This is a genomic window from Pseudomonas sp. 31-12 (genome assembly GCF_003151075.1).
In the GTDB taxonomy this organism is placed as follows: Bacteria; Pseudomonadota; Gammaproteobacteria; order Pseudomonadales; family Pseudomonadaceae; genus Aquipseudomonas.
In genome coordinates, this window is sequence record NZ_CP029482.1 from 1,020,433 (window position 1) to 1,046,909 (window position 26,477).

At 60.0% G+C, this 26,477-nt stretch carries 25 protein-coding genes and 1 pseudogene; 14 read left to right on the plus strand and 12 right to left on the minus strand.

Annotation, left to right across the window (positions count from 1 at the left end; genetic code table 11):
* The first annotated feature begins 22 nt into the window (after nucleotides 1-22).
* On the plus strand, nucleotides 23-2,638 hold the full coding sequence (locus tag DJ564_RS04610) for an RND family transporter (RefSeq protein WP_109635944.1): 2,616 nt from the start codon (nucleotides 23-25) through the stop codon (nucleotides 2,636-2,638).
* A 66-nt stretch (nucleotides 2,639-2,704) separates the two neighbouring features.
* Here the strand turns inward: DJ564_RS04610 and DJ564_RS04615 are convergent, their stop codons facing one another.
* From DJ564_RS04615 to DJ564_RS04625, 3 genes are all read right to left on the minus strand, one after another.
* Nucleotides 2,705-3,115: a MerR family transcriptional regulator gene (locus DJ564_RS04615; RefSeq protein ID WP_109627850.1), complete on the minus strand. Its 411-nt coding sequence runs from the start codon at nucleotides 3,113-3,115 to the stop codon at nucleotides 2,705-2,707.
* A 199-nt stretch (nucleotides 3,116-3,314) separates the two neighbouring features.
* On the minus strand, nucleotides 3,315-3,890 hold the full coding sequence (locus DJ564_RS04620; RefSeq protein ID WP_109627851.1) for an NAD(P)H-dependent oxidoreductase: 576 nt from the start codon (nucleotides 3,888-3,890) through the stop codon (nucleotides 3,315-3,317).
* Nucleotides 3,891-3,945: 55 nt separating this feature from the next.
* Nucleotides 3,946-4,836, minus strand: coding sequence for a LysR substrate-binding domain-containing protein (locus tag DJ564_RS04625; protein WP_109627852.1), 891 nt, complete (start codon nucleotides 4,834-4,836; stop codon nucleotides 3,946-3,948).
* A gap of 218 nt (nucleotides 4,837-5,054) precedes the next feature.
* On the opposite strand from DJ564_RS04625, the gene DJ564_RS04630 reads away from it, so the two are divergent.
* Nucleotides 5,055-5,819, plus strand: a complete 765-nt coding sequence (locus DJ564_RS04630; protein WP_109627853.1) for a sulfite exporter TauE/SafE family protein — start codon at nucleotides 5,055-5,057, stop codon at nucleotides 5,817-5,819.
* On the opposite strand, the gene DJ564_RS04635 is transcribed toward DJ564_RS04630, so the two are convergent.
* Nucleotides 5,809-6,123 (minus strand): putative quinol monooxygenase, encoded by a 315-nt coding sequence (locus DJ564_RS04635; RefSeq protein ID WP_109627854.1) that lies wholly within the window; start codon nucleotides 6,121-6,123, stop codon nucleotides 5,809-5,811. The two genes, DJ564_RS04630 and DJ564_RS04635, sit on opposite strands and share 11 nt — an antisense overlap.
* A 160-nt stretch (nucleotides 6,124-6,283) precedes the next feature.
* Between DJ564_RS04635 and DJ564_RS04640 the strand changes: the two genes are divergently transcribed.
* From DJ564_RS04640 to DJ564_RS04685, 10 genes are all read left to right on the plus strand, one after another.
* Entirely contained in the window at nucleotides 6,284-6,874 is a 591-nt protein-coding gene (locus tag DJ564_RS04640) for an NAD(P)H-dependent oxidoreductase (RefSeq protein ID WP_109627855.1), read from the plus strand.
* 240 nt (nucleotides 6,875-7,114) lie between these two features.
* Nucleotides 7,115-8,026: a LysR family transcriptional regulator gene (locus tag DJ564_RS04645; protein ID WP_109627856.1), complete on the plus strand. Its 912-nt coding sequence runs from the start codon at nucleotides 7,115-7,117 to the stop codon at nucleotides 8,024-8,026.
* A gap of 103 nt (nucleotides 8,027-8,129) precedes the next feature.
* The gene (locus DJ564_RS04650; RefSeq protein ID WP_109627857.1) at nucleotides 8,130-9,023 is read left to right on the plus strand and encodes an NAD-dependent epimerase/dehydratase family protein; all 894 of its coding nucleotides are present in this window, start codon (nucleotides 8,130-8,132) and stop codon (nucleotides 9,021-9,023) included.
* 202 nt (nucleotides 9,024-9,225) lie between these two features.
* Entirely contained in the window at nucleotides 9,226-10,671 is a 1,446-nt protein-coding gene (locus DJ564_RS04655) for a SulP family inorganic anion transporter (protein WP_109627858.1), read from the plus strand.
* A 182-nt stretch (nucleotides 10,672-10,853) separates the two neighbouring features.
* Entirely contained in the window at nucleotides 10,854-12,203 is a 1,350-nt protein-coding gene (locus DJ564_RS04660; protein ID WP_109627859.1) for a gluconate:H+ symporter, read from the plus strand.
* 15 nt (nucleotides 12,204-12,218) lie between these two features.
* A complete protein-coding gene (locus DJ564_RS04665; RefSeq protein ID WP_109627860.1) occupies nucleotides 12,219-13,079 on the plus strand; it encodes a MurR/RpiR family transcriptional regulator in 861 nt (286 codons plus the stop codon).
* A gap of 1 nt (nucleotide 13,080) precedes the next feature.
* Nucleotides 13,081-14,538 (plus strand): amidohydrolase family protein, encoded by a 1,458-nt coding sequence (locus DJ564_RS04670; protein WP_109627861.1) that lies wholly within the window; start codon nucleotides 13,081-13,083, stop codon nucleotides 14,536-14,538.
* A 120-nt stretch (nucleotides 14,539-14,658) separates the two neighbouring features.
* Nucleotides 14,659-15,027, plus strand: a complete 369-nt coding sequence (locus tag DJ564_RS04675; protein WP_109627862.1) for a glyoxalase superfamily protein — start codon at nucleotides 14,659-14,661, stop codon at nucleotides 15,025-15,027.
* An 82-nt stretch (nucleotides 15,028-15,109) separates the two neighbouring features.
* Nucleotides 15,110-15,355, plus strand: coding sequence for a plasmid stabilization protein (locus tag DJ564_RS04680; protein ID WP_109627863.1), 246 nt, complete (start codon nucleotides 15,110-15,112; stop codon nucleotides 15,353-15,355).
* Complete coding sequence (locus DJ564_RS04685; protein WP_109627864.1) at nucleotides 15,352-15,771, plus strand: type II toxin-antitoxin system VapC family toxin; 420 nt, start codon at nucleotides 15,352-15,354, stop codon at nucleotides 15,769-15,771. The genes DJ564_RS04680 and DJ564_RS04685 overlap by 4 nt, the downstream gene beginning before the upstream one ends.
* 119 nt (nucleotides 15,772-15,890) lie before the next feature.
* Here the strand turns inward: DJ564_RS04685 and DJ564_RS32735 are convergent, their stop codons facing one another.
* Together DJ564_RS32735 and DJ564_RS32740 are read right to left on the minus strand one after the other, a co-directional pair.
* Nucleotides 15,891-16,754: a methyl-accepting chemotaxis protein gene (locus tag DJ564_RS32735; protein ID WP_371922073.1), complete on the minus strand. Its 864-nt coding sequence runs from the start codon at nucleotides 16,752-16,754 to the stop codon at nucleotides 15,891-15,893.
* Between the two features lie 42 nt (nucleotides 16,755-16,796).
* Nucleotides 16,797-17,810 (minus strand): annotated as a pseudogene (locus DJ564_RS32740) (methyl-accepting chemotaxis protein); the annotation flags it as partial.
* Nucleotides 17,811-18,070: 260 nt separating this feature from the next.
* Here DJ564_RS32740 and DJ564_RS04695 point away from each other — a divergent pair.
* A complete protein-coding gene (locus DJ564_RS04695) occupies nucleotides 18,071-18,742 on the plus strand; it encodes a histidine phosphatase family protein (RefSeq protein WP_109627866.1) in 672 nt (223 codons plus the stop codon).
* A 25-nt stretch (nucleotides 18,743-18,767) separates the two neighbouring features.
* The gene (locus DJ564_RS04700) at nucleotides 18,768-19,631 is read left to right on the plus strand and encodes a phosphatase PAP2 family protein (RefSeq protein ID WP_109627867.1); all 864 of its coding nucleotides are present in this window, start codon (nucleotides 18,768-18,770) and stop codon (nucleotides 19,629-19,631) included.
* Here the strand turns inward: DJ564_RS04700 and DJ564_RS04705 are convergent.
* The 6 genes from DJ564_RS04705 to DJ564_RS04730 all read right to left on the minus strand — a co-directional run bounded on the left by DJ564_RS04705 (nucleotide 19,582) and on the right by DJ564_RS04730 (nucleotide 26,320).
* A complete protein-coding gene (locus DJ564_RS04705) occupies nucleotides 19,582-21,021 on the minus strand; it encodes a glycosyltransferase family 39 protein (RefSeq protein WP_109627868.1) in 1,440 nt (479 codons plus the stop codon). The genes DJ564_RS04700 and DJ564_RS04705 overlap by 50 nt on opposite strands.
* Before the next feature lie 84 nt (nucleotides 21,022-21,105).
* The gene (gene rimJ / locus DJ564_RS04710; RefSeq protein ID WP_109627869.1) at nucleotides 21,106-21,693 is read right to left on the minus strand and encodes a ribosomal protein S5-alanine N-acetyltransferase; all 588 of its coding nucleotides are present in this window, start codon (nucleotides 21,691-21,693) and stop codon (nucleotides 21,106-21,108) included.
* A 57-nt stretch (nucleotides 21,694-21,750) separates the two neighbouring features.
* On the minus strand, nucleotides 21,751-22,773 hold the full coding sequence (locus tag DJ564_RS04715) for a sensor histidine kinase KdpD (RefSeq protein ID WP_109627870.1): 1,023 nt from the start codon (nucleotides 22,771-22,773) through the stop codon (nucleotides 21,751-21,753).
* Between the two features lie 9 nt (nucleotides 22,774-22,782).
* Nucleotides 22,783-24,240: an ATPase domain-containing protein gene (locus DJ564_RS04720; RefSeq protein WP_109627871.1), complete on the minus strand. Its 1,458-nt coding sequence runs from the start codon at nucleotides 24,238-24,240 to the stop codon at nucleotides 22,783-22,785.
* The gene (locus DJ564_RS04725; RefSeq protein ID WP_256597469.1) at nucleotides 24,237-24,671 is read right to left on the minus strand and encodes a hypothetical protein; all 435 of its coding nucleotides are present in this window, start codon (nucleotides 24,669-24,671) and stop codon (nucleotides 24,237-24,239) included. The genes DJ564_RS04720 and DJ564_RS04725 overlap by 4 nt, the downstream gene beginning before the upstream one ends.
* Nucleotides 24,672-24,913: 242 nt before the next feature.
* The gene (locus DJ564_RS04730) at nucleotides 24,914-26,320 is read right to left on the minus strand and encodes a DUF2252 domain-containing protein (protein ID WP_109627873.1); all 1,407 of its coding nucleotides are present in this window, start codon (nucleotides 26,318-26,320) and stop codon (nucleotides 24,914-24,916) included.
* Nucleotides 26,321-26,477 lie beyond the last annotated feature (157 nt).

Sequence of the window (26,477 nt, forward strand, 5' to 3'; positions counted from 1 at the left end):
GACGACCCTGGAACGCATGATCATGGAAAGATACCTGAACTTCGTCGAGCGCTATGCGCGGGCGATCGTTTTCCTGCTGGTGGCGGTCACGGCGTATTTCACCTATACGCTGGGCGCGCTGATCTCCGACACCAACCCTTACTTGCTCAAGGAAACCCATCCGGCGCGCAAGACCATCATCGACTTGCAAAGCGAGTTCACCGGCACGTTCGACTCGGTGATGGTGGCAATCAACAACCCGCAGACGGTGTTCAACAAGCCGACCCTCAACGCACTGTTTTCGATGTCGCAATCGGTGCGCAAGATGATCCTGGCCAACGACGCCGACAAGGAGCAGTTGACGCAAATCGTCGCCAGGCATCCGGACGACAGCCGTGCACAGTTGCTGGCGCGGGACATTCTGGAGAACGGTTTTTCCCAGAACGATTACGCCCAGGCCAAGGCCCTGCGTGATTACGCCCAGAGCCAGAACTGGGATTCCCATGATCAACTGTTCCTGACTTTTCTCGCCGAGCGAATCAACCCGATTCGCGAAATGGCGTCGATGGGCGATCTGGAAAACATCGTGCTGACCGACGATGGCGAGTTGCTGATCCACAAGACCCTCAACGCCTACGACATGGATCCGGCGCTGGTCGAGTCGCAGATCATGGGCAACGAGCTGATGGTGGACGGGGTGGTCTCCAAGGACAAGAAAGTCGCGATGCTGGTGGCCGAGCTGGGCACCAAGCAAGACGACGCCCAGGCACAACTGCGCGCCTACCAGATCGTGCGCGGCATCGTCGCGGACTATCAGGCGGCGCACCCGGAGTTCAAGGATGAGATCTTCATTGCCGGCATGCCGATCTTCATCGCGGCCCAGCAGGAGATCATCGACCATGACCTGGCGGTGCTGTTTCCGATTGTCTTTTTGCTGATCACCCTGCTGTTGATTTTCTTCTTCCGCAAACCGCTGGGCGTATTGTTGCCGCTGTTCAATATTCTGTTCTGCACCATCTGGACACTGGGCCTGATGGCCTTGTTGCGGGTGCCGTTCGACTTGCTGACCAGCGTATTGCCAGTGTTTCTGTTCACCATTTGCTGCTCGGATGCGATCCATGTGATGGCCGAGTATTACGAGCAGAAAAACGCCGGTAAAAGTAACCGTGAAGCCAATCGCGAGACGCAACGGCTGATGGTGGTGCCGGTTGTGTTGACGACGGTGACCACCATCGCCACTTTCATGATTTCCACCACCAACAACATTGTAAGCATCCGCAATTTCGGCGTGTTCATGTCCATCGGCTTGACGGCGGCGCTGATCATTTCACTGTTGCTGATTCCGGCATGGATCTCGATCTGGGGCAAGGATCAAACCCCGAAAACCCTCGCAGCCGTGCACAAGGAGTCGATCATTTCGCGTTATCTGGTGGCGTTCTGCGCGCGGTTGATCCAGTGGCGCAAACCGATCTTGATCGTGACACTGCCGCTGTTGGTCTTGATGACGGTGTTCACCTTTCGCGTCGATATCGAAGACTCGGGCATCGCCTACTTCAAGCCCGAGAGCCATATTCGCGTTTCGGACGAGTTCATCAACCAGGCCGGGGTCGCGGGCACGGCACCGGGCTGGATCGCCATCGATAGCAAAGAGCCGCGCGGGGTGCTGACCACGGAGGTGGTGCAGTTCATCGACAAGCTCGACCACTTCATCAAGCAGCAACCGGATGTCAGTTACGGCTATTCCCTGGCGACTTACGTCAAGCGCATGAACCTGGTGCTCAACGACATGAACCCCGACTACTTGCGCGTGCCCCAGGCGCTGGAGCAGGTGACGTCGGTTAATGACGAGGGGCAGGTCGAGCGGTTCGAGGTGCCGGGCAACTCACTGATCGAGCAGCACGTGATGCTGTTCGAGAACGGCGGAGGCTCGGACCTCAACAACGTGCTCAACGCTGATTATTCCAAGGCGCTGACGCTGTACACCATGACGTCGTCGGTGGCCAGCGACTACCAGGCCATGCTGGATCGGCTCGATGCCTGGTTGCTGGTGAACAAACCGGCCAACCTCGAAGTGACACACGCCGGCACGCCGTTGATCTGGACCGGCGTATTGCAGGAAATCACCCAGGGCCAGGTGCTGAGTTTTTCTTTGGCGTTGCTGGTGGTCACGCTGATGATGATGTATTGGCTCAAATCGGTACGTCTGGGCGTACTCGGCATGCTGACCCTGTTGACCACCTCGGTGACGGTCTATGGCTTCATGTTCCTGTTCGGCATCGAGCTGAACATCGGCACGACGCTGGTGACCTTCCTGGTGGTCGGCGTGGTCGATTACGCGGTGCACCTGCTGTCACGGATCAAATTGCTGGTGCAGCAAGGGATTCATATCGACGCAGCCATTTTGCAGGCGATGCACAGCGTCGGCCGTTCGACCGTGGTCAACGTGGTGATTTTCTCCGTGGGTTTCATGGCGCTGCTGTTTTCCGACTTCAAGCCGATTGTCGATCTGGGCGCACTGGTGGCGATGGCGCTGTTTTCCAGCGGTGTCATGACCATTCTGCTGGTGACACTGGTGTCGCCATGGTTCTTCGCGGCGATTGTTCCGGTGGCGCCGCTGCCGGAAAAAGATCGAGCCGTAGGGAAGCCCGCCTTGAGCTGACCTGACGACCGGCACCGCAGGCGCGCAAGTGGCCTGCGAGCCGGGTCATCCAGCGCAGGAGGCTAGTCAGTTCAGCGTATTGCCCGGGTTTTTTTCGCCATAGCGGGCGATACGCTCGAACTGACATTCTTCTCGGGCATCGTTGAGGTTGTGTTCGAATTCTTCGAGGCCGTTGTGCAATTGCTGTAGAGCGCCGATCTGGGAGACCAGCTCGGCCTTTTTTTCGGCGATCGCTTTTTGCGCCATGTCCCACGGGAATTCGTCACCGTGGTAGTTGTTCAGCATCACCTGCAGCTCTTTGAGCTTGAAACCCAGTTGCTGGGCGCACTTGATGAACGTCAACACCTCGACACTCTGCTGGCTGTAGATGCGGTATTTGCCTTCACGCTTGGGTTCGGGCAACAGGCCGATTTCTTCGTAATGGCGAATGCTTTTGACTGTGGTGCCCGACAGTTGGGCGGCTTTGCCGATATACATAAAGATCCGTCTCGATGATCAAACAGGGCGTAGCGCGACCAGGCCTCAAGCCTGATCGGGGCGAATAATATAGTGAATAACATTCAAAGGTTGCAGCGGCGTGTAAATGACGCGCACAGACGACGAACGACCGCTTGAGGGGGGACGTGGGGACGGGCTGACGGCGAGGGCGCGCCGTCAGCAAACAGCGAAGGGTGCGTCAGCTACCGGCGGTAACCCGGGCCTGTTCCAGCCAGGCGTCACGCTGGGTCGACTTCGAACCCAGGATCGGCCCGAAAGTCAGGGTCTTCAACGGCTTGATGCCGCAGAACTCCAGAGTCGTCTTGCGCATCTGGTGCAGGCCGGGCATGCGATAGACCCATTTGTAATACCAGGGCGGCGTGTCCATGGTCACCAGCAGATGCGCGGTCCGGCCCTTGAGCAGTTTGTCAGGGAAGGCCTTGCCCTCACGGTATTTGAAAGCAAAACCGGGCAGGAAAATGCGGTCGAGAAAGCCCTTCATCAACGCCGGTATGCCGCCCCACCAGATCGGATAAACGAACGTCAGGTGTTCGGCCCAGGTGATATCGGCCTGGGCTCGCAACAGGTCCGGCTCCAGCGGCTGGATAGTGTTATAGCCGTCGTGCAAGACCGGATCAAAGTCCAGCGCATCCAGACGCAGCAGGCGCACGTCGTGACCGGCATCCTTGGCGGCCTGGACGTACGTTTCGCTCAGCGCACCGCAGAAACTGTCGGTGGAGGGGTGACCCAGAATCACGAGCATTCGTTTGCTCATCGCGTGTACTCCTGAAATGAAGCCCGCAGCATAGAGTCTGCCCCTAACGGTAGAGTCAAGGTGTTCCCGGCGTCAGCGCCTCCAGCAAGGCCCGGGCGTAACCGGGCAGGCTGTCGACGTCGCGGGCACAGATTTTCAAGGTACGGTTGGCCCAGTCTTCGGGAAGGGCGCGGGTCGTGACTGCTTGCAGCAGCGGCCAGCGCTCGATGGCCACCTGCGGCACGATGGCCAGTCCTGCGCCGCGCGCAACCATGCGGATAACCCCGTCGAAGCCGTCGGCACGAATGCGGATCGGCATGCGCTGGCCAATGTGCAAGGCTTGTTCTTCCAGGTGGATGGCCAAGGCACTGCTGGCGCCCAGAGCCACATAGTCGTGGCTCAAGGTGTCGGCGAAGGTCAGTGACGGTTGTTCGGTCAGGGGATGTTCCGGGGGCAGGATCAACACCAGCGGGTCATCGCGAAACGGCCGGGTGTGCAGGTCATCGGTGTCCACCGCGTCGGACACGATCCCGAGGTCTGCCGCCCCCTGACGCAACGCATGGGTGATGCGGGCGCTGGGCAACTCTTGCAGGTCGATGTCGAGGTTCGGATGCTCGCGCAGAAAGTCAGCGAGCAACTCCGGCAGGTATTCGGTGATCGCCGTTGTGTTGCACAGCAACCGCACCTGACCTTTGACGCCCTTGGCGTATTCGGCCAGGTCCTGTTGCAGGCGTTCGGCTTGTTGCAGCAGGGCCCGGGCGTGTTTCGCCAGGGCTTTGCCGGCCGCTGTGGGCGTGACACCGCGACGGCCACGGTGCAGAAAGTCGATGCCTAGCGAGGCTTCCATGGCGCGGATTCGTGCGCTCGCGGCTGCCAGGGATAAATGGCTGCGGGCGGCACCGGCGGTGATGTTGCCGGTGTCGAGGATGTTCAGGTAGAGGCGCAGGTCGGTCAGGTCGAAGTGCATCGGTGCAGCCTCGGGAGGTGTGTTGTCTGGACGGGCGCCTTCGCGGGCAAGCCCGCTCCCACACGTATTGCGCTGGTCGCGACGCAAAACCTGTGGGAGCGGGCTTGCCCGCGAAGGCGTCAGTTGCATCGATACATGGTTAAGCCTCTGCCAAAACAAGAGGCAACCTCAGTATATGGCAGATTTTCAACCAGCCAATCCAGGCTCACCTTTGCCCCATGAATACTCTCGCCGCGTTCTACCAAAACCTTGGCCTGGGCCTGTCCTTGCTGGTGATCGGCACATTCCTGCTGGCCGGCATGATCAAGGGCGTGATCGGCCTCGGCTTGCCCACCATCGCGATGGGCCTGCTCGGCCTGGCTATGGCGCCGTCGCAGGCTGCCGCGCTGTTGATCATTCCCGCAACCCTCACCAATGTCTGGCAACTGGCATTCGGTGGGCATTTACTCGGCTTGATCAAACGGTTGTGGCCGATGTTGCTGGCGATCTTCATTGGCACCGGGGCGGGCACGGTGTGGATCGGCATGGCCGGAGGGCATTGGGTGGTGCAGGGCTTGGGCGGGGCGTTGTTGCTTTACGCGCTGAGCGGTTTGTTCCTGCCGACCTTGCGCGTCGAGGGGCGAACCGAACGTTGGCTCGGTCCGCTGTGTGGCGTGTTGACGGGTGTCATCACCTCGGCCACCGGCGTCTTCGTGATTCCGGCGGTGCCGTATCTGCAAGCATTGGGTTTGAGCAAGGATGAACTGGTGCAGGCGCTGGGCCTGTCGTTCACCGTTTCGACCCTGGCCCTGGCCGCCGGCCTGTTATGGCGCGGCGCCCTCGGTGGTGGCGAGTTGAGCGCGTCGTTGCTGGCGCTGATCCCGGCAGTGCTCGGCATGTTGCTCGGCCAATGGCTTCGCCAGCGAATCAGCGCCGTGCTGTTCAAGCGCGTGTTCTTCATCGGCCTTGGCGTACTCGGCGGCCACTTGCTGATCAGCGGGTAGCGGAAGACGGGCTGAGCATCTCGATGGCGCGAATGTCGAAATCGCGCTCCAGGTATTCCATGCGCATGTCGCGAAATTGCTGCATGTGCGGCAGGTTCGAGTGCACGTCGAGGTGGGCCTGGGACTGCCAGATCTCATAGAAGATAAACAGGGTCGGGTCCTGTTTGTCGCGCAGCATGTGGTATTCGATGCAGCCGGGCTCGGCGCGACTCGCTTCTACATGGCCGCTGAAAAACGCTTCGAAGGCGTCGGATTTTTCCGGGCGGGTCTTGGCGTGCAGGATGAAGCCTTGAATTTCACTCATCAGAAATCTCCTCAAGTTCAGAATCGGCGCAAGTTTATGGCAACAATCGCGTGTCGATTCGTGCGTATTGGTCAAATGAATTTTGCGAATTCATCGCTTATTCCGCGCGAGGCGGATCGATACTCTGCCGCCATCGAATTCCAGACTTCCGAGACTTCTTATGAAAAAAATCCTGTTGCTCAATGGCGGCAAAAAGTTCGCCCATTCCGATGGCCGCTACAACACCACCCTGCATGAAGCCGCGCTGAGCGTGCTGGATCGCGGCGGTGTCGACGTGAAAGCCACTTTTATCGACGAGGGTTACGACGTCGCCGAAGAAGTCGCCAAATTCCTTTGGGCTGACGTGATCATTTATCAGATGCCCGGCTGGTGGATGGGCGCGCCGTGGACCGTGAAGAAGTACATCGACGAAGTCTTCACTGAAGGCCACGGCAGCCTCTATGCCAGCGACGGCCGCACCCGTTCCGACGCCTCGCAAAAGTACGGCAGCGGTGGATTGGTGCACGGCAAGCAATACATGTTATCGCTGACCTGGAACGCGCCGCAGCAAGCCTTCGACGACCCGACCGACTTCTTCGAAGGCAAGGGCGTGGACGCGGTGTACTTCCCGTTTCACAAGGCCAACGAATTCCTCGGCATGACCAGTTTGCCGACCTTCCTGGCGGTCGATGTGATGAAACGTCCGAATATCGAGGGTGACGTGGCGCGCTATGAACAGCATTTGACCGAAGTGTTCGGCCTTAAGGCGTGAGGCTCGGCTACTATCGATGTCTTGAGCGGACGCTGATCTGTGGCGAGGGGGCTTTTGTGGCGAGGGGGCTTGCCCCCGTTCGGCGGCGAAGCCGTCGTGTAGTCAGTCAACACGGGCTGCCTGAAACACCGCAGACGCTGGTTTTGGGTCCGCTTCGCGCACCAGCGGGAGCAAGCTCCCTCGCCACAAGGGATTTCCTCTGTACAGTAGAACGGTGCTGAACATCGATAAGGGACACACGTGAAAGCCAGATCCGATGAGTTGCAGATCTTCGTCTGCGTGATTGAGTGCGGGTCGATTTCCGCGGCGGCTGAACAAGTCGGGCAAACGCCTTCGGCGGTCAGTCGCACACTGTCGCGGCTGGAGGCCAAGCTCGATACCACGCTGATCAACCGCACCACGCGGCGCATGGACCTGACAGAGGAGGGCAAGTATTTCTTCGAACATGCCAAGCTGATTCTCGATCAGATGGACGAGCTCGAAGAACGCCTGAGCTCACGCCAACAGACCCCGTCCGGTCGTCTGCGGATCAACGCCGCGTCGCCGTTCATGCTGCACGCCATCGTGCCGTACATCGACGAGTTCCGCCGCCTCTACCCCGACATCCAGCTCGAACTCAACAGCAACGATCTGATCATCGACTTGCTCGAACAAAGCACCGACATCGCCATCCGCATCGGCACACTGGCCGATTCGACGTTGCATGCCCGCTCACTGGGTTGCAGCCCGCTGCACATCGTCGCCAGCCCGGCGTACCTTGAGCGACACGGCACGCCGGAGGCGGTTGCCGACCTGACGGGGCATGCGTTGCTGGGCTTTACCCAGAACGAAGGCCTCAACCAGTGGCCGCTGCGGTATGTGCATGGTGATCGTTGGCCGATTCAGGCGTCGATCAGCGCTTCCAGCGGCGAGACGATCCGGCACCTGGCGCTGGAAGGCCAGGGCATCGCCTGCCTGTCGCACTTCATGACGATCGACGACATTCGCGCGGGTCGCTTGCAGGTGCTGTTGGCGGATTTCAACAGCGGCTATCGCCAGCCGATCAACGCGGTGTACTACCGCAACTCGCAACTTGCCCTGCGCATCCAGTGCTTCCTGGACTTCATCCAAGGCAAATTGGCGGCGTATGCAAATGCGGACTTCAAAGGCTGATTCGTGACGCCTGCGCAAGAGTGATTTGGGTCAGCGGGTCTGTTTCGCCACGGAGCGGTCCTCGATACTCAATGCATCACTTATTCACGCAGGGAGTTTCTCCATGAACGTATTCGTTACCGGCGCCGCTGGATTCATCGGCGGCTCCATCGCCACCGGTCTTGTCCGGGCGGGCCATAAGGTTACCGGCCTGGTTCGCAACGCCGACCAAGCCACTGAACTGAGCGCACTGGGCATCATCCCGGTGATCGGCACTCTTGACGACAGCGCACTACTGGCCGAACAGGCCCGCGCTGCCGATGCCGTGATCAACGCCGCCAGCAGCGACCATCGCGGCGCGGTGGAAGCCTTGCTCAATGCCTTGCGCGGCTCCAACAAAGTGTTCCTGCACACGAGCGGTTCGAGCATCGTCGGCGATGCGTCGGGCGGCAAATCCAGCGACGTCATCTACTTCGAAGACAGCCTGCCGGAACCGACCGTCGACAAGGCCGCCCGCGTGGCCATCGACAACCTGATCCTCGCCGCGGCGAAAGACGGCGTGAACTCGGCCGTGATCTGCAACACCCTGATTTACGGCCACAGCCTGGGCGTCAATCGCGACAGCGTTCAATTGCCGCGCTTGCTGAAACAAGCGCGTAAAAGCGGCGTGGTGCGCCATGTCGGCACCGGCCAGAACATCTGGTCGAATGTGCACATTGAAGACGTGGTGTCCTTGTATCTGCTGGCGCTGACCAAAAACGTACCTGGCACGTTCTACTTCGTCGAAAGCGGTGAGGCGTCGTTCATCGACATGACCACCGCCATGGCTGAAGCCCTGAAGCTCGGCGAGGCGCAAGACTGGCCGTTGAAAGACGCCGAAGCCGAGTGGGGTTATGAAATGGCCAACTATGGTCTGGGTTCCAACAGCCGGGTGCGCGGCAAGCATGCGCGTGAATGGCTGGGCTGGGTGCCGAAGCGGACGTCGGTGGTTGAATGGATTCGGGACGAGATGGTTTGAGTTCGCTTTAGACCGCGTCATCGTTCATCGCGGGCAAGCCACGCTCCCACAGGTCCTGAGTCGTTCGCCAATTTCGTGAGCGACACAATACCTGTGGGAGCGGGCTTGCCCGCGATTGCGTTTTCAGCTGTGTCGCAACTGGCCGGGCCGTGCTCAATTCCGTAACATCCGCCCCTTCTTTCCCTGTTGTGTCCGACCCTCCATGAAACCAAAACGTCTGCGCGCCGATGTCCTGGCCGGACTCACCACCTCTTTCGCCCTGCTACCCGAATGCATCGCCTTCGCGCTGGTGGCCCATCTCAATCCGCTGATGGGGCTTTACGGAGCGTTCATCATTTGCACCCTCACCGCGCTTTTCGGCGGTCGGCCGGGCATGGTGTCCGGTGCGGCCGGTTCGATGGCGGTGGTGATCGTCGCGCTGGTGGTGCAGCACGGCGTGCAATATCTGCTCGCGACCGTGTTGCTAGGCGGCCTGATCATGCTGGCGTTCGGGCTGCTGAGGCTGGGCAAACTGGTGCGCATGGTGCCGCACCCGGTGATGCTCGGCTTCGTCAACGGCCTGGCGATCATCATTGCCCTGGCACAACTCGAACACTTCAAAAGCGGCGAAACCTGGCTCAGCGGCACGCCGTTGTACCTGATGACCGGGTTGGTGCTGCTGACGATGGCGATCGTGTATCTGCTGCCGCGCCTGACCCGTGCCGTGCCGCCGGCACTGGTGGCGATCCTGAGTGTCGGGTTGGCGGTGTATCTGCTCGGTCTGCCGACGCGCACCTTGGGCGACATGGCGCACATCGCTGGCGGCTTGCCGGCGTTCGCGCTGCCGGACATTGCGTGGAGCCTGGAGACCCTGCGCATCATCGCGCCTTACGCGATCTTGATGGCGCTGGTCGGTCTGCTGGAAACCCTGCTGACCCTGAACCTCACCGACGAGATCACCGAGAGCCGTGGCTTCCCGGATCGCGAGTGCGTAGCGTTGGGCGCGGCCAACATGGTCTCCGGCGTGTTTGGCGGCATGGGTGGTTGCGCGATGATCGGTCAGACCGTCATCAACCTCAGTTCCGGTGGTCGTGGCCGGCTATCCGGCGTGGTGGCCGGGGTGTTGATTCTGCTGTTCATTCTGTTTCTGTCGCCGCTGATCGAGCGCATCCCGTTGGCTGCACTGGTCGGCGTGATGTTCGTGGTGTCGCAACAGACGTTCGCCTGGGCGTCGTTGCGGGTGGTGAACAAGGTGCCGCTCAACGATGTATTGGTGATTGTCGCGGTGACGGTCATCACGGTGTTTACCGATCTGGCCACCGCCGTGCTCTGCGGGATCATCATCGCGGCGCTCAACTTCGCCTGGCAGCAGGCCCGTGAGCTGTATGCCGACGCTCATGTCGAAGCCGACGGCAGCAAGCTCTATCACCTGCATGGCACGCTGTTTTTCGCCTCGACTACGCCGTTTCTCAATCAGTTCGATCCCGCCAACGATCCGTCTGTCGTGACCATCGACTGCCGCCACCTGAGCTTCGTCGACTACTCGGCTATCGCCGCGCTCAAGACCCTGCGTGAACGCTACGCCAAGGCCGGCAAGCATTTGCGCGTGCTGCATTTATCCGAGCGCTGCAAGAAGTTGCTCAAACGCGCTCGGGTGAATCACGACTGAGATCAACGCAGGCGCGATGTAAATCCGCCTGCCTGATTTTCATATCCACCGACCTTGCATACCTCTGTGCGACATCCCTTACCTCTGCACGAAAATTAGTTTCACCTCGTTTGAATATCACGTCTCGAAATGATTTAAGAGTTTCACAAAACTTTCGACGTGACCCTTTCGAGGAGTACCGCATGACCCTGTCCTTCGGCTATTGGCTGCTGGTGTATGCCGCCATCGCCATCATTGCCCTGATCGTTCTGATCGCCCGTTACCGACTTAATCCGTTCATTGTCATCACCCTCGTTTCCATCGGCCTCGCCTTGCTGGCGGGCATGCCGCCGTCCGGCGTGGTCGGCGCCTACGAGGCCGGGGTTGGCAAGACCCTGGGGCACATTGCGCTGGTGGTGGCGCTGGGCACCATGCTCGGCAAGATGATGGCCGAGTCCGGCGGCGCCGAACAGGTGGCGCGGACCTTGATCGACCGGTTCGGCGAGAAGAACGCGCACTGGGCCATGGTGTGCATCGCGTTTCTGGTCGGGCTGCCGCTGTTCTTCGAGGTTGGTTTTGTGTTGCTGGTGCCGATCGCCTTTACCGTGGCGCGGCGCGTCGGCGTGTCGATCCTGATGGTCGGCTTGCCGATGGTCGCCGGCTTGTCGGTGGTGCATGCGCTGGTGCCGCCGCACCCGGCGGCAATGCTCGCGGTGCAGGTGTATGGGGCGTCGGTCGGGCAGACGTTGATGTACGCGATTCTGATCGGCATTCCAACGGCGATCATCGCCGGTCCGCTGTACGCCAAGTTCATCGTGCCGCGCATTCAATTGCCGGCGGAGAACCCGCTGGAACGCCAGTTCCTCGACCGCGAACCGCGCGACAGCCTGCCGGGGTTCGGCATCACCATGGCGACCATTCTGTTGCCGGTGGTGCTGATGCTGATCGGTGGCTGGGCCAACCTGATTTCCACACCAGGCAGCGGTTTCAACCAGTTTCTGCTGTTCATCGGCAACTCGGTGATCGCGCTGCTGCTGGCGACACTGCTGAGTTTCTGGACCCTCGGCATCGCCCAGGGTTTCAACCGCGAATCGATCCTCAAGTTCACCAACGAATGCCTGGCACCGACCGCCAGCATCACCTTGCTGGTGGGCGCTGGCGGCGGTTTGAACCGGATTCTGGTGGACGCCGGCGTGACCAACCAGATCGTCAGCCTCGCCGATGAATTCCACCTGTCACCGCTGATCATGGGCTGGCTGTTTGCGGCGTTGATGCGCATTGCTACCGGGTCCGCCACGGTGGCGATGACCACCGCCTCGGGCATCGTCGCCCCAGTGGCCATCGGTCTGGGGTATCCACATCCGGAGTTGCTGGTGCTGGCGACGGGCGCCGGGTCGGTGATTTTTTCCCACGTCAACGACGGCGGCTTCTGGTTGATCAAGGAATACTTCAACATGACCGTTGCCCAGACGTTCAAGACCTGGACCGTGCTTGAGACCATTATTTCGGTGGTGGCTTTTGCGCTGACCGTGGGTCTTTCTTACCTGATTTAACCGGAGCCGCCTGCCATGGACATCCTCTATCAGATCCGCGCCCGCCAGGATTCCTTCAGTGCCGGTGAAGGGCGCATCGCTCGCCTGATGCTCGACGACGTAGGCTTTGCCTCCGCAGCCAGTCTCGATGAGCTGGCGCTGCGAGCGGAAGTCAGCACCGCCACGCTGTCGCGGTTTGCCCGCACCGTCGGCTGTCGCGACTTGCGCGATCTGCGCTTGCAATTGGCCCAGGCCAGCGGCGTCGGCAGCCGTTTCCTCGACCCGGCGGGCACGCCGGATCAGTCGGCGTTTTACGGGCAGATCGTCGGCGATATCGAGTCGACGTTGCGTCAGCACTTGTCGGCGTTCGACGAGTCGCGTTTCGCCGATGCAGTGAAATTGCTGGGCAAGGCGCGGATGATTCATGCGTTCGGCATGGGCGGTTGCTCGACCTTGTGCAGTGATGAACTGCAAGTGCGGCTGGTGCGCTTCGGCTACCCGATTGCGGCGTGCCACGACCCGGTGATGATGCGCGTCACCGCCGCCAGCCTCGATGCCGAACGCGCGGTCATTGTCTGCTCGCTGACCGGCATCACCCCCGAACTGATCGAAGCCGTCGAGCTGGCGCGCAACTACGGGGCACGGATTATCGCCATCACCCGCGCCGATTCGCCCCTGGCGCAGTTGGCCGATGTGCTGCTGCCGCTGCAAGGCGTCGAGACCTCGTTCATCTATAAACCCACGGCGGCGCGCTACGGCATGCTGCTGGCCATCGACGTGCTTGCCACCGAGCTGGCGCTGGCCAATCCTGAAAACAATCAAGAACGTCTGCGGCGGATCAAACTCGCCCTCGACGATTACCGCGGCGGCGACGATCACTTGCCGCTGGGAGACTGACATGATGTACGACACACTGATCCGCAACGCCCTGGTCATCGACGGCAGCAACCGCCCCGGATACTCCGCCGATGTGGCGATTCTGAATGGCCGCATCGCGCGCATCGGCGACCTGTGCGATGACACCGCCCACGAAGAAGTTGACGCCGCCGGCCGCGTGCTGGCGCCCGGTTTTATCGATGTGCACACCCACGACGACACCGTGGTAATCCGCCAGCCGCAGATGCTGCCCAAGCTCAGCCAGGGCGTGACCACGGTGATTGTTGGCAACTGCGGGATCAGCGCGTCACCGGTGAGTTTGCGCGGCGATCCGCCGGACCCGATGAACCTGCTGGGTACCTCGGCAGCCTTTGTTTATCCTACGTTCAGCGATTACCGCGCAGCGGTCGAAGCCGCGAACACCACGCTGAACGTGGCGGCACTGGTCGGCCACACTGCGTTGCGCAGCAACCATCTCGACGACCTGTTCCGCACCGCCACGCCGGATGAAATCAGCGCGATGCGCGAGCAATTGCGTGAAAGCCTGGAGGCCGGCGCGTTGGGGTTATCCACCGGTCTGGCCTACGCCAGCGCATTTTCGGCGTCCACCGATGAAGTGATGCAACTGACCGAAGAACTGACCGCTTTCGGCGCGGTGTACACCACCCATTTGCGCAGCGAATTCGAACCGGTGCTGGAGGCCATGGACGAGGCGTTCCAGATCGGCCGCCATGCGAAATCCCCGGTGATCATTTCCCACCTCAAATGCGCGGGGGCCGGTAACTGGGGTCGCAGTCCGCAACTGTTGGCCTCGCTTGAGGAAGCGGCGAAAACTCACCCGGTGGGCTGCGATTGTTATCCCTACGCGGCGAGTTCTTCGACCCTGGACCTTAAGCAAGTCACCGACGCCCATCGCATCACCATTACCTGGTCCACGCCGCACCCGGAACTGGGCGGTCGCGACCTGATGGACATTGCCGCCGAGTGGAACGTGCCCCTGCTCGACGCTGCCCGCCGCCTGCAACCGGCCGGCGCGGTGTACTACGGAATGGACGAGGCCGATGTACGAAGAATCCTCGCTCATCCATTGTCGATGGTCGGCTCTGACGGATTGCCGGAAGACCCGTTCCCGCATCCGCGCTTGTGGGGCGCTTTCCCACGGGTGCTCGGGCACTTCAGTCGCGACGTCGGGCTGTTTCCGCTGCACACCGCCGTACACAAAATGACCGGGCTGTCGGCGGCGCGTTTTGGCTTGAAGGAGCGCGGCGAAATCCGCGAAGGGCATTGGGCGGACCTGGTGTTGTTCAATCCAGTGACCATTCGCGACGTGGCGGACTTCAACGACCCGCAACGGGCAGCAGAAGGAATTGACGGGGTATGGGTCAACGGCGTGTTGAGTTACAGCGAAGGCCAGGCGAACGGAAAGCGGGAAGGGCGGTTTCTTGCGCGGGAAGGGGATTTGCGTGGCGGGTTTCAGTAAAGATTCCGAGGAGTCCGTCACAGTGGTGGCACATTGCAATTAAAGAAAGCCATCGCCAAGCCGAAGCGCTGACATCCAGCCCAACTACAATGGGTGTCTTTTCAGTCAGGGAGCAACCCAATGAGCTTCGGCAAAACTACCCCGATCCTGCGGATTTTCGACGAAGCCAAGGCATTGGAGTTCTACGTCGACTTCTTGGGATTTACGGTCGACTGGCAACATCGATTTGAAGCCAACTTCCCGCTGTACCTGCAAGTCTCCCGGGGCGAATGCGTGCTGCACTTGTCCGAGCACCATGGCGACAGCACGCCGGGTTCGGCATTGCGGATCGAGACGGATGAACTCGAGGCGTTCCAGCAGCAATTGTTGGCCAAGGAATACACGTTTGCGCATCCACAGATTCAGGCCATGCCGTGGGGCAGCCAGGACATGACTATTGCCGACCCGTTCGGGAACCGGTTGGTGTTTACCAATGCGATTAGTGCGTAAGGCCGTTCGGCAGCTAAGCAAGTGTTGATGGGACAAGGTGTGATAGCCTCAATCAATGATTTCATTGATTGCAGGAGGCGTCATGGCCAGCATCACGATTAGAAACCTGGATGATCAGATTAAGGAACAGTTGCGTATAGCCGCGGCCCACAATGGGCATTCGATGGAGGAGGAGGCTCGTCTGATACTTGGAAGAGCCTTGGCAACCGTTGATCGCGCGGGAGGGCTTGGTAGCCGAATCCGTAACAGGTTCAACGCTGTCGGTGGGGTTGAGCTTGATCTTCCTTCTCGTCACGAGAAAGCGACAGCGGTGGATTTCTCCGAATGATAGTGCTCGATACCAATGTTCTTTCAGAGTTCATGCGGGTTGAGCCCAATACACAAGTGCTTGCCTGGGTTGATGCACAGCCAGCGATGGAATTGGCTATCAGTGCTGTCACCGTGGCGGAAATTCTCCATGGCATCGCCCGACTCCCGTTTGGCAAGCGCAAACAGAAACTTGAAGCTCATGCCATGGCGATGTTTGAAGAGGACTTTGTCGGAAGGATTTTGCCTTTTGACGCCCACGCCGCCGTGGAGTACGCGACGTTGGTAGCCGGCTGTGAAGCTAATGGTCGGACGGCGTCGATGGCCGATGCGCAGATTGCCGCCATCTGCCGAAGCCACGGAGCTCCTATTGCCACCCGTAATGTCCGGGACTTTGAATTCCCCGGCATAGAGGTGATCAATCCTTGGCAGACCTGAGCGCTTTTGGTGACGGGTAGATAACGATCGCGGGTAAGCCCGCACCCACAGGTTACTGATTGAACGTGTGGGAGCGGGCTTGCTCGCGAATGGTTCTTTCATTCACCGCAAAGCGGATGTCAGACGCGGAAGTGGCTCACCATCTGCTGCAACTGACCACCCAGCCGCGCCAGCTCAACACTGGATTTAGCGGTTTCGTCGCTGGCGGCGGCGGTCTGTTCCGACACGTCGCGCACGTTGATGATGCTGCGGCTGATTTCTTCGGCCACGGCGCTTTGTTGCTCGGCAGCGGCTGCGATCTGCTGGTTCATCGACTGGATGTTGGACACCGTGCGGGTGATGTTCTCCAGCGACACGCCCGCCTTGCGAGTCAGGGCGACGCTGCTGTCGGTGAGGGCGCGACTGTTGTTCATCACGGTGGACACTTGTTGAGTGCCATTTTGCAGACCGGCCACCAGACCTTCGATTTCTTCGGTGGATTTCTGTGTGCGCTGGGCCAGGCCACGGACTTCGTCGGCCACCACCGCAAAACCACGACCGGCTTCACCGGCACGCGCCGCTTCAATCGCGGCGTTGAGGGCCAGCAGGTTGGTCTGTTCGGCGACGGCTTTGATCACGTCCATGACGCTGCCGATCTTGTCGCTTTCCTGTTGCAACACGCTCATGGCCTCGGTGGAACGCGCCACTTCGCTGGCCAGACGCTCGATCTGGGCGATGGCTTCGTTGACCACTTTGTCGCCTTCGCGAGCTTCGCCGTCGGCGGCGGCTGCGGCCTGGGAGGCTTCTTCGGCGTTGCGCGCGACTTCCTGCACGGTGGCGGTCATTTCGTGCATGGCGGTGGCCACTTGATCAGTCTCGATCTTCTGGCTGTTGACGCCGGCACTGGTTTGCTCGGTGACGGCGGACAATTCTTCCGCGGCGCTGGCGATCTGCGTGACGCCGTCGCGGATGCCGCTGATCAAGTCACGCAGGGTCACGCCCATGCGCGCAATGCCTTGTTGCAACACGCCGAGTTCGTCGCGGCGCGTCACTTTAACGTCCTGGGACAGGTCGCCACTGGCGATGCGTTCGACCACGGCCAGGGTGTCGCGCAACGGGCCGGTGATCTGACGGGTGATGATCACGGCAGCGATGATGCCCACCAACAACGCCAGCAACGTGCTGATCAGCTGTAGGGTGCGCGCCTGGGCACTTTCGGCGTCACGACGATCGAGTTGGATCTGATACAGCTGATCGCTCAGGGTCACGATCGCGGCACCCTGGTCGGTCATTTCCTTGCGAGCCTGCACGGCATCGGTGTTGGCCGCTTTATAAGCTTGTAAGGCGCTGCGGTAGTTGCCCAGCGCGGTTTCCAGCTGGCGCAGGGCGTCTTGCTGAGTGTCGGCAAACTGCACGTTGAGGGGTTTCAGGCTGGCAATCGCTGAATCCAGTTGGACGACAGCTTTTTGCTCGGTCTCGGCATTGGTGGTGGCGGTGTAGCCGCGCACTTCGTAGCGGGCCAGGATGAACGCTTCCTTGGCGGCGGTGACGGCCTGGAACTGTTCGAAACGCTGATCGCCAAGAGGCATTTGTTGCACGCGGGTGCCGATGGCATCGATCAGCGTGCTGGCCGTTTCGGCATTGGCGGCCATGGTGTCGCGGGCGCTGTTGCCGGTGCGGTAGGCGCTGCGCATTTTGTTCAGCGACGTCTTGTAGGCGTCGATGTAAGTGCCTTGTTCTTTGAGCAGCTTGAGGTTTTCCGGGCTCTTGAACTTCGACAACAGCGATTGTTGCTGAGCGGAAAAGGCGTCAAGGGTGGTCTGTACGTTCTGAGCGGCGGTTTCATCGCCGTTGGTCAGCATGTATTGCAGGCGCACCACACGAAGTTTGGTCAGACCAGAGTTGAGCTGGGTGATGTCGCTCATCCAGTTGCTGCGGTCAATCAACCCGCCCAGGCTCGTCCAGCCGGTCAGGGCCAGTATGCAGGTCAGAGCCAGGACCAGGCCGAACCCCAGGCCCAGTTTCATGTTCACGCTGATGTTGCCGAACCAGCTATTCATCAAATTCCTCCAGGAACGTTGCGCTTTCGATCGTCGGTTGGCTGGAAGATTGTTGTTTTTAGGTGCCAGCAAGGGATGTAGCAGGTTTGTATCGGCAGCAATCACTAGAGCTGAAAGGATTTTGTCGGACGGATTCTGTAACAAGGTTTTTGTGGGCGGCTTAAGCTTTTTTTCACATGGGTTTCACCGGCCGCCGACGCGCGCCTCTCTACCCTCGCGGCATCGAATGACAAGGGTGCACGCGGGTGAGGCCGTTTGATGTGGAATTGAGACTGAGTCTGTTCGGGATCAAACGCTCGATCAATCTGAGCGTTTTGGCCCGGCATCGAAATATCGCGGTGGTACTGGCCTCGGCATTGCTGGTGGTTCCGCTGACGGTATGGCTGTTGCAGCCCGCCGCGGTGCCGGACCTGGCCCATGGCAATGTGGCGGGCGCACGAATGTTGGAAGCCGAATGGGCCAAAGGCGACGTCATTGTGCTGGTCCGCCACGTCGAGCGCTGTGATCACTCGAAAGCCGCGTGCCTGAGCGGCAACGATGGCATTACCGATCGCTCGCGCAGCGTTGCGGTGAATGTCGGTGCGCGGTTCGAACAGTTGGGGCTGGACAAGACCGATATCTACAACAGCCCGATGGTTCGCACGTCACAGACGGCTGGCTACATGTTCAACAAGGTCGGCGTGGGCGAGGACTGGCTGGTGAGCTGCAAGGGCACGATGCTGCGTGATGCCCTGGCGCACAAAGTGGCAGGCCGCAATTTGATTCTGGTCACCCACAGCGAATGCATGGCGCAACTTGAAAAAGACCTCAAGGTGTCGACCTCCACGCTCGGTTATGGCGCTTCGTTGTTTATCTCCGCCAAAAAACCTCTGACACCGCGCATGCTCGGCTTCATAGAAGCTTCCGACTGGCGTTCGGTGGCCACCCAATGAATTTTCCTCTGGATCAGGACGCACCATGCTGACTTCTTCCCGCAATCGCTTTTATTGGGCGAACTTCGGTATCCCGCTGGCCTGCGCGGCCGTGGTTTTCCTGATGTTCGACATGACCAACATCGACATCGCCTTCAGTAATCTGCTGTTTGATCCCGTCGCCCAGATCTTTCCCCTCGACAAGGTTCACTTCTTCGAGAAGTTGACCCACAAGTGGGCGCGGATCATTCCGAACTGGACCGGGGAAATCGCCGTGATCGGCGCGATGCTGTCGTTTGTCTGGCCGTTGTTAAACGTTCAAAGGCATCCGCGTCTCGGCAGTTTCATGGAACGCAGCAAAGCCACCCCGGTGCTCCGGTTTGCCTACGAGCATCGTCGCGATTTCCTGTTTGTGGTTGTCGCGTTCGCCATTTGCACCGGCGTGATCCATTTCCTCAAGGCGCACACCAGCGTGTACTGCCCGATTGAAACGACCCTCTACGGCGGGAAAATGGCCCACATAGAGTGGTACGAAAACTTCCAGCTGTTCAAGGAAGCCGGTGACGGCCGTTGCTGGCCGGGCGGCCATGCTTCCGGCGGCTTCACCATGCTCGCGTTGTACTTCGTGGCTCGCCGCTACCGCTGGCGATACTCCAAAGCGCTGATGTACGGCGCGTTGCTGCTCGGTTTCGTCTACGGCACGACACGGGTCCTGCAAGGCTGGCACTACATGTCCCACACTTTCTGGGCCGGGATCTTCGTGTGGCTGGCGTGTTTGCTGACGGCGCTGGCATTTTACGGTCGAGCGCGGCTGGAAGTGCCGGTGCTGCAAAAGGCAGGCGCGCAGACCGCTGAGCCGCTTACTGGTTTACAAAGTAGTAAGCCTGACGCCCCACCTTCATGGTCTTGAGCACTTTCAAGGGCGCGGTTGGTTCGGTTTCACCGGACATGACCGCCACGTTGGAGGGCGAGGCCGCCAGAAACTCATGCAGCTGCGCCTCGGTGTCCAGGCCCTTGAGCACTTGCCGGGTATAGAACACGCTGGCGCCGCCGACCCGTTCGTTGGCCTGGAACAGGGCGACGTGTTGTCCATTGGCTTGCATCGTTTGAATCTGCTCGGTCAGCGGCATAAACGACAATTTGCGGTCCGCGTGGGGCAGCGCCCATTGAGCGGCGGCCAGGTAGCTGCCGATCACCAGCATGATCATGCCAATCGCCACACCGCGTCGATGCCGTGCGATGTGCCCCAAAAGGTTCGAGGCCCCTTCGCGCATCTTCAGCCGCTCGAACAGAACGCCCGCATACTCCGCCGCAATCACCGCCGCCGCAGGCGTCATCGACATGAGATACACCGTGCGCTTGCTCGACGCCAATGTCAGCATCACAAACTGCGCCACGATCCACAGGGTGAAAAACAGCAAGTAACGATTGGCCATCAGGCGTTTGCGAAAATGCCACAGCCCCAGGTACACCAGAATATTCCACGGCAGAAACGCCTGGGGCAGCTTGGTCAGGTAGTAGTAGTACGGTTCGTAATGCCCGGCCTCGACAAAGGATCCACTGAAGCGCCCGACACTGTTGGTCAGCAGCACTTCCCCCACGGCCTGCGCGCCACCACGCTGGTACAGCACGGCGAGCCAAATCATCAGCGGGATCAATCCAGCCAGTGTCAGTAAACCGGGACGCAACCAGTCACGGATTTTCAGGCGCCTGTCCATCAAGGTCTCGGCCAGCAGATAGGCGAAAATCACCACGCCCGGCATCGCCAGGCCGAGGACGCCTTTGCTCAGTGTGGCGATAGCGATTCCCGAGGCGAACAGCAGCGCGTTGCCGGGCGTCGATTGACGTTGCCCCTGAAAGAACGCCAGCAACGCCAGGGTCACGCCGAGGGCGAGTAACGCGTCTTCACCGACGCCGCGCACGTTGCTCCAATAACTGGCCATGGTTGCCAGAAAGATTCCCGCCGTCCAGGCAATCGCCTTGGGCCGGCCGAACCGCCGCAGCATCGCGTACAACAGCATCACGCTGAACAGCCCGGCGAACGCCGAGGCCAGTCGCACCGCCCACGGCGTGCCGCCAAATGCACGGATGGCGCCGGCATCGAGCCACAAGCTCAAAGGTGGTTTTTCCAGAAACGGTTCGCCGAACAAACGGGGCGTTACCCAGTCGTTGTCCAGGTGCATCTGCATGGCGATCCCGGCCACCCGGGCCTCGGTGGACCCTTGCAGTTGATGATTGCCCAAGGCAAAGAAAAACAGCATGGCGGCAAGCAGAAACAGTGAAGTGGCGGGACGCGACATAGACTTCTGGCTTCCGGGAAGGTGGACCGGGAAGCCCGAGCATAAGGGGCAAATGCTTAATGAATTGTGAACAGCCGCGAAGTATTACGAGAGACGTCTGGACCAGCGCTGTTCCGGGGCTTCAAAGCGATCATTGATCAACGCCGTCAACACGTGATCCTGCCAGCGCCCGGCGATACTCAGGTAAGCCTTGGCGTAGCCTTCACGTTCAAATCCCAGACGCTCCAGCAACCGTGCGCTGCGTTCATTGCCGGGGATGTAATTGGCCATGATCCGGTGCAGTTTCTGCTCATCGAACATATAGCCGATGGCCGCTTCCAGCGCTTCCTGCATCAAGCCCTGACCTTGATGGGATTCGTCGATGTGGTAACCCAGATAACACGCTTGAAACGCCCCGCGAGTGATGCCGCTGAAATTGCAGGCGCCAATCATCTGGCCGTTGTCCGGGTCCAGCAACGCGAAATGCACCGCGAGGCCTGCCTGGAACGCGCTGGCTTGCACTTCAAGGCGCGGACGGATGTTTTCAGGGCTGTGGTAATCGGTGGGGCGAATCGGCGACCAGCGGGCGAGATGCCTTTGGTTGCGCCGGTAGAAGTCGCTTTCCAGTGCTGCCTGTTCAGGGTCGAGCACCGCCAGCGTCAAGCGTTTACAGGGCATGGACAACAGCGGCATAGGGCGCTCCGTTTCGGGGGGATCGTCGCGCAAGCATTGCGTGGTCAGCGGAAAAACTCAAACCGCCAAGGGCAATGTCACGATAAAGGTGCTGCCTTTGCCGTCACCGTCGCTATTGCCAATCACAGTGCCGCCATGGGCTTCCACCAGTTCGCGAACCACAGTCAGGCCAATGCCCAGGCCTGCTCCGTTGAAGCCGACGGCATGCACGTCTTGCACAAACGGCTCGAAGATAAACGGCAGTGCCTGGGCGGAAATACCGATGCCGTCATCACAAATGCTCATCTCCAGCACGTTGTCATTGGCCCTGGCCGACAACGTGACATGGCCCCCCGCAGGTGTGTACTTGGCCGCATTGCCCAGCAGGTTGCCGAGAATCTGCGTGAGCCGCACCGGGTCGCCGTCCACCAATAACGCGCAGGTGGGCAGTTCGGCGGTGAAATGCAGCTGCCGGGTGTTCAACAAAGGGCGGCACACCTCGATGGCCTCGTGGATAATTTGCACGATGTCGACGATCCGGCAATCGAGGCGCAGCTTGCCGGTGCTGGCGCGGGACACGTCGAGCAAGTCATCCACCAGCCGCGTCATGTGCCGCACCTGGCCCTCGATCAATGCCTGCATGCGCGGCAACTCTTCACTGGGCACCCGCACCAGGCGGCCGGCGATCATGCTGATGGGCGTCAGCGGGTTGCGCAGTTCATGGGCGACCGTCGTGAGGAGGTTGCGTTGCTGCGCCAGCATGTGTTCAGCCGAGGCTTGCAGGTTTTGCGCGCTGAGGGCGGCGATCACCAATTGTGCGTTGGCCTCGCGCATCTCCAGGAACAGCCGCTGCTCTTCTTGTGATCGATGGGGTTTTTCCGCATCCGATTGCGCCAGCAGAATAGCCAGCACCAGTTGCTGGTTGGCTTCGACCAATTGTTCAATTTGCTGGGCGTCCACCAGGCGGTTATTGGTATCGTTCAATTCCTTTTTCAGCGCCGCCAGCACCGCACGCGCTTCCACGGTCTTCTGGCCGAGCAGGAACAACTCACGAGCGGCGGTGGCCATCGTTTGTGCGTTCGTGCCATTGGCCTCGGTCATGGTCCTGGTTTACACCTCGTCCTTGTTGATCTGCCGGGTAGGCCGGCCCCCTAGTAACCCTTCTTGATCCGGCAACATCTCGCCGATCTGCAGACCTTTATCGTCGATGCGGTACAGGCGCAACTCATCGGAATGGGCGCTGGCCCGAACCTTGACCACCGCCATGATGCGCAACAAGCGACTCTCTACTTCAATATAGCGTTGGACGATGATGGCGTCGGTGAGAAATGCCGTGCCGTATGGGCTGAAGCGCAGGTCGGTGTAGCGGTCTTCCAGTTCCGAGGTCATCAAGACACTGACGCCGATGCTGGTCAGTGCCGTGACCATGCGCGACAGCGATTCACGGAAGTCTTCGCGGAAGGTCGGTGCCAGCGCCAGTTCGAAGCCCGACAACGAATCGATCACCACCCGGGTGGCTTTCAGTCGGCGGATCTCGCTGAGCAGCAACTGCACGATTTCGTCGATGGACAGGTCCGGCGCGCGGCTGTCCACCAGGCCGACTTGCCCGCTCTCGATCAGTCCCGCAAGGGCGGCATTCTGAGTGTGATTAGGCCGTTGCTCGAACACCGCGATCACGCCGGTCTCGCCATTGCGCGCGCCTTCGGCGAGGAAGGTTGACGCCAGGATGCTTTTGCCCGAGCCCGACGGCCCGGCGACCAGCAAGGAATAGCCACGGGGCAGGCCACCACCGAGCATTTCATCGAGCTGCGGCACCCCCATTTTCAGGCGCTGAATCGGAAACTTCAGTGGCGCTTCAACCCGGTTGAGTGGGGGCGGCGCGAAGACCTTGATGCCGGAGGCGGCGATACGGAAGGTGTGCAGCCCCGGCAACGTCGGCTGGCCGCGCATCTTCATGATTTCCATCTTGCGCACCATGGAGTTGCGCTGGACGCTCTGGCGCAGCCAGATCAGGCCATCGGCCACGGTGAAAATCGGGTTGGTGTCGGTTTCGGTGAAATATTCGCCAATCAGGAAGGTTGTCGCCTGCCAGGTGGTCATCAACATGCCCAGTTGCTGAACGAACTGCGGCAGGTTGTTGTTGGGGTTGTCCTGGGTCTGGCTGGCCAGCACCACGGAGCGGAACGAGTCGACGAACACCAGCGCCGGTGAGTGAGCCTCTACCTCGCTGATAATCCGTCGCAGCACCTCGTCCAGATTCCCGGCCAGGGTGTCGGTGGACAGGTTGATATAGCGAATCGACTGATTGATCGCTTCGCTGTCGAAAAAATCGAATTGCTGCTGATAGCGCAGCATCTTCAGCGGCGGCTCCCCCAGCACGGTGAAGAACAGCGCCGGACGTTCAGGCGTTGCCAGGGCGAACATCATCTGGTGCGCGAGGGTGGTTTTGCCGCAACCGGGAGGGCCTGCGATCAGGTTGAACGAAAACTCCGGCAAACCTCCGCCCAGCACCTCGTCCAGTCCTGGCACGCCGGTGGCCAGACGGTTGATAGTCACTTTGGTGCTCATGGCGAATTTTCCTGCGAAGGGGTGTCGCTCAAAGAAGGTTCCCACATGCCACGAAGCAAGCGTTCGGTGAGCGAGGGTCCGATGAGCGTGGACAGCAGTTCGTAAAAGGTCGTCAGCAACACTTCACCGAAAAACAGCGCATCGGCGTCGCTTTGCTCAACAATTACGGACTTGAGGGCCGCCATGTCCATGCCGGCCGGCACTTTGTCGCGGGTGCTGGCTAAACGCGGATGAGTAATGGCGCACAGGTGGAGGCTGCGGCGATAAAGCGCGGCAACCCCTTGCTGGCCGATGATGGGCGTGAGGGCTACTTCCATATCCCGCAAGGTTGAAATGATCGCTTGGGCGATCCTTGCGATGTCAGCGTCGGGGCCAACACGGTGCGCCAGAGAAGCAACGATCTGACGGCTCTCTTCGCTTTGCGTGGACATGGCTAACTGATATCTGATGAACAGACATCGATGGTACACCCAATAAGGTGGCTGGACGTGATTTGCAACAGTTCCGGGGAAGGTATTGGGTTATGGGCCGCCGCTCATCAATCAAAAGGCAAAAAAAAGCCCGCGGGAGGGCGGGCAAACCGTAGTTTCTTGAATGAGCGAGGGCAATGTACCGGCTGGAGAGGGTTGATGGGGTGAAGAAAAATTCATATGGATGGACCCGCGTTGCCCGCTCAGGGCAAATGATCTGCCGCAAAGTCTGCCTCGGAGCGAGCTTGTAACCGGCCCGTACGGCAGGCTTGCTGGAATCGCTCAAAGTCTTGCTCATTCTGCGTTGCATAACTTTTCGCATACTTGAACAGCGCGTCCGCCAGTGCATCGCTCTTGCCGATGTAACCGCTGATCTGCGCGGCCTGTCCGGACGATTTGGCATGTGCGCGGGCGAGGGCGCGACCACAGACGCGTCCATACGCGGCGAAGGTGTCCGCATCGAAAGTCTCGAGTTCTGCCGAAATTTTCATGTCGCGCAACTGCCGCACGTAGAAGTGTCGACCGCCGGGGCCGGTGGTCCAGCCGAGAAACAGGTCACTGGCCGACTGCATCAACCGTTGACCCTCGACCACCCGCTGACCGTTATGCCGCACTGTTGATTTTGTCTTCACGTAGTCGGCCAGTACCGAGCGCCGTGCTTCCTTGAATTGCAGGAACAGCGGGAACGCCTGATCATCAGTCAGCAAGGCCACCAGACAACGGGTACCAACACTGCCGACGCCCACCACTTTGAACGCCATGTCCTGAACGTGAAAACGTGAAAACAACGCTCGACGGTCAGCCTGCAGCGTGCCTGGATACTTGCGCATGAAGGCGTCGTAGATCGGTCGCCAATCCGAGTGGAGCAGCCAGTCATCGTCGGCATTCAGCAATGTGGTTTTTTTGTGCATGTGGAAAATTTCCGGCAGGTCATCGCGAATGATCAGACAGCCATCAGCGTCACGCTCGCTGATTTTCGGCAGCAGTTCGGCGTGCGAATGACCCTCGGCCTTTTCGATGGCACGCTCGATATGCTCCAGCGTTTTTTTGTTCGCCTGCTTGCGCAGGTCGTCGTAACGGATGGATTCGTACCAGGTTTCCAGGGAGCTTTGTTCGGCGCACTCGAGCATGGTTTTCTGATAGGCGCTGACCACGTCGCGGCAGACCGATTCTTCGACCGTTTCCCCATGACGCAGATCGCGGGCAGCCACCACGATACTTGTCACCAGCCGTTTGATATCCCACTCCCAGGGGCCGGGATGGACCTCGTCGAAGTCGTGGACGCCAAACAACAGATTGCGTTCGGGCGTGGCGAACCCGCCGAAATTCATCAGGTGGCAATCGCCGCAGATCGGCGAGGTCAGGCCCATATTCGGCGTGGAGGCCAAGTCGTGGGCCTGCAAAAGCGCGGTGCCGCGATAGAAGCTGAAGGGGGAGACGAGCATGCGGCCGTAGCGGAGTTCGACCAGGGATTTGATTCGGCCTTCGCTGGAGGCTTTGATCAGCGGGAGTGGGTCGCGGTTTGTTTTGCCCGTGGACGCTTGAGCATTGCGGGGGCAATTCTTGCGGGCATTTTTGCCTTGCTTCAAGCGGTCTTTTAGGGTGGTCATGGGAGCTCTTTTGGAAAGTGTTTTGGGCGTATGCGGGTTGAGTGTAGAAGGAGCCTACTGAGTCGACAGAAAGTTACAGTTTATGAAACCTTCTGTTGAGTCATCAGCCTCAGCGATGTTCTGTTTACGTAACATTCGGCTCCCAATGTCACGTATA

Coding starts and splice junctions, on each gene's coding strand:
- DJ564_RS04610 (WP_109635944.1), top strand. CDS start 23: ATGGAAAGATACCTGAACTTCGTCGAGCGCTATGCGCGGGCGATCGTT.
- DJ564_RS04615 (WP_109627850.1), bottom strand. CDS start 3,115: ATGTATATCGGCAAAGCCGCCCAACTGTCGGGCACCACAGTCAAAAGC.
- DJ564_RS04620 (WP_109627851.1), bottom strand. CDS start 3,890: ATGAGCAAACGAATGCTCGTGATTCTGGGTCACCCCTCCACCGACAGT.
- DJ564_RS04625 (WP_109627852.1), bottom strand. CDS start 4,836: ATGCACTTCGACCTGACCGACCTGCGCCTCTACCTGAACATCCTCGAC.
- DJ564_RS04630 (WP_109627853.1), top strand. CDS start 5,055: ATGAATACTCTCGCCGCGTTCTACCAAAACCTTGGCCTGGGCCTGTCC.
- DJ564_RS04635 (WP_109627854.1), bottom strand. CDS start 6,123: ATGAGTGAAATTCAAGGCTTCATCCTGCACGCCAAGACCCGCCCGGAA.
- DJ564_RS04640 (WP_109627855.1), top strand. CDS start 6,284: ATGAAAAAAATCCTGTTGCTCAATGGCGGCAAAAAGTTCGCCCATTCC.
- DJ564_RS04650 (WP_109627857.1), top strand. CDS start 8,130: ATGAACGTATTCGTTACCGGCGCCGCTGGATTCATCGGCGGCTCCATC.
- DJ564_RS04655 (WP_109627858.1), top strand. CDS start 9,226: ATGAAACCAAAACGTCTGCGCGCCGATGTCCTGGCCGGACTCACCACC.
- DJ564_RS04660 (WP_109627859.1), top strand. CDS start 10,854: ATGACCCTGTCCTTCGGCTATTGGCTGCTGGTGTATGCCGCCATCGCC.
- DJ564_RS04665 (WP_109627860.1), top strand. CDS start 12,219: ATGGACATCCTCTATCAGATCCGCGCCCGCCAGGATTCCTTCAGTGCC.
- DJ564_RS04670 (WP_109627861.1), top strand. CDS start 13,081: ATGATGTACGACACACTGATCCGCAACGCCCTGGTCATCGACGGCAGC.
- DJ564_RS04675 (WP_109627862.1), top strand. CDS start 14,659: ATGAGCTTCGGCAAAACTACCCCGATCCTGCGGATTTTCGACGAAGCC.
- DJ564_RS04680 (WP_109627863.1), top strand. CDS start 15,110: ATGGCCAGCATCACGATTAGAAACCTGGATGATCAGATTAAGGAACAG.
- DJ564_RS04685 (WP_109627864.1), top strand. CDS start 15,352: ATGATAGTGCTCGATACCAATGTTCTTTCAGAGTTCATGCGGGTTGAG.
- DJ564_RS32735 (WP_371922073.1), bottom strand. CDS start 16,754: ATGGGCGTGACCCTGCGTGACTTGATCAGCGGCATCCGCGACGGCGTC.
- DJ564_RS04700 (WP_109627867.1), top strand. CDS start 18,768: ATGCTGACTTCTTCCCGCAATCGCTTTTATTGGGCGAACTTCGGTATC.
- DJ564_RS04705 (WP_109627868.1), bottom strand. CDS start 21,021: ATGTCGCGTCCCGCCACTTCACTGTTTCTGCTTGCCGCCATGCTGTTT.
- rimJ (WP_109627869.1), bottom strand. CDS start 21,693: ATGCCGCTGTTGTCCATGCCCTGTAAACGCTTGACGCTGGCGGTGCTC.
- DJ564_RS04715 (WP_109627870.1), bottom strand. CDS start 22,773: ATGACCGAGGCCAATGGCACGAACGCACAAACGATGGCCACCGCCGCT.
- DJ564_RS04720 (WP_109627871.1), bottom strand. CDS start 24,240: ATGAGCACCAAAGTGACTATCAACCGTCTGGCCACCGGCGTGCCAGGA.
- DJ564_RS04725 (WP_256597469.1), bottom strand. CDS start 24,671: ATGTCCACGCAAAGCGAAGAGAGCCGTCAGATCGTTGCTTCTCTGGCG.
- DJ564_RS04730 (WP_109627873.1), bottom strand. CDS start 26,320: ATGACCACCCTAAAAGACCGCTTGAAGCAAGGCAAAAATGCCCGCAAG.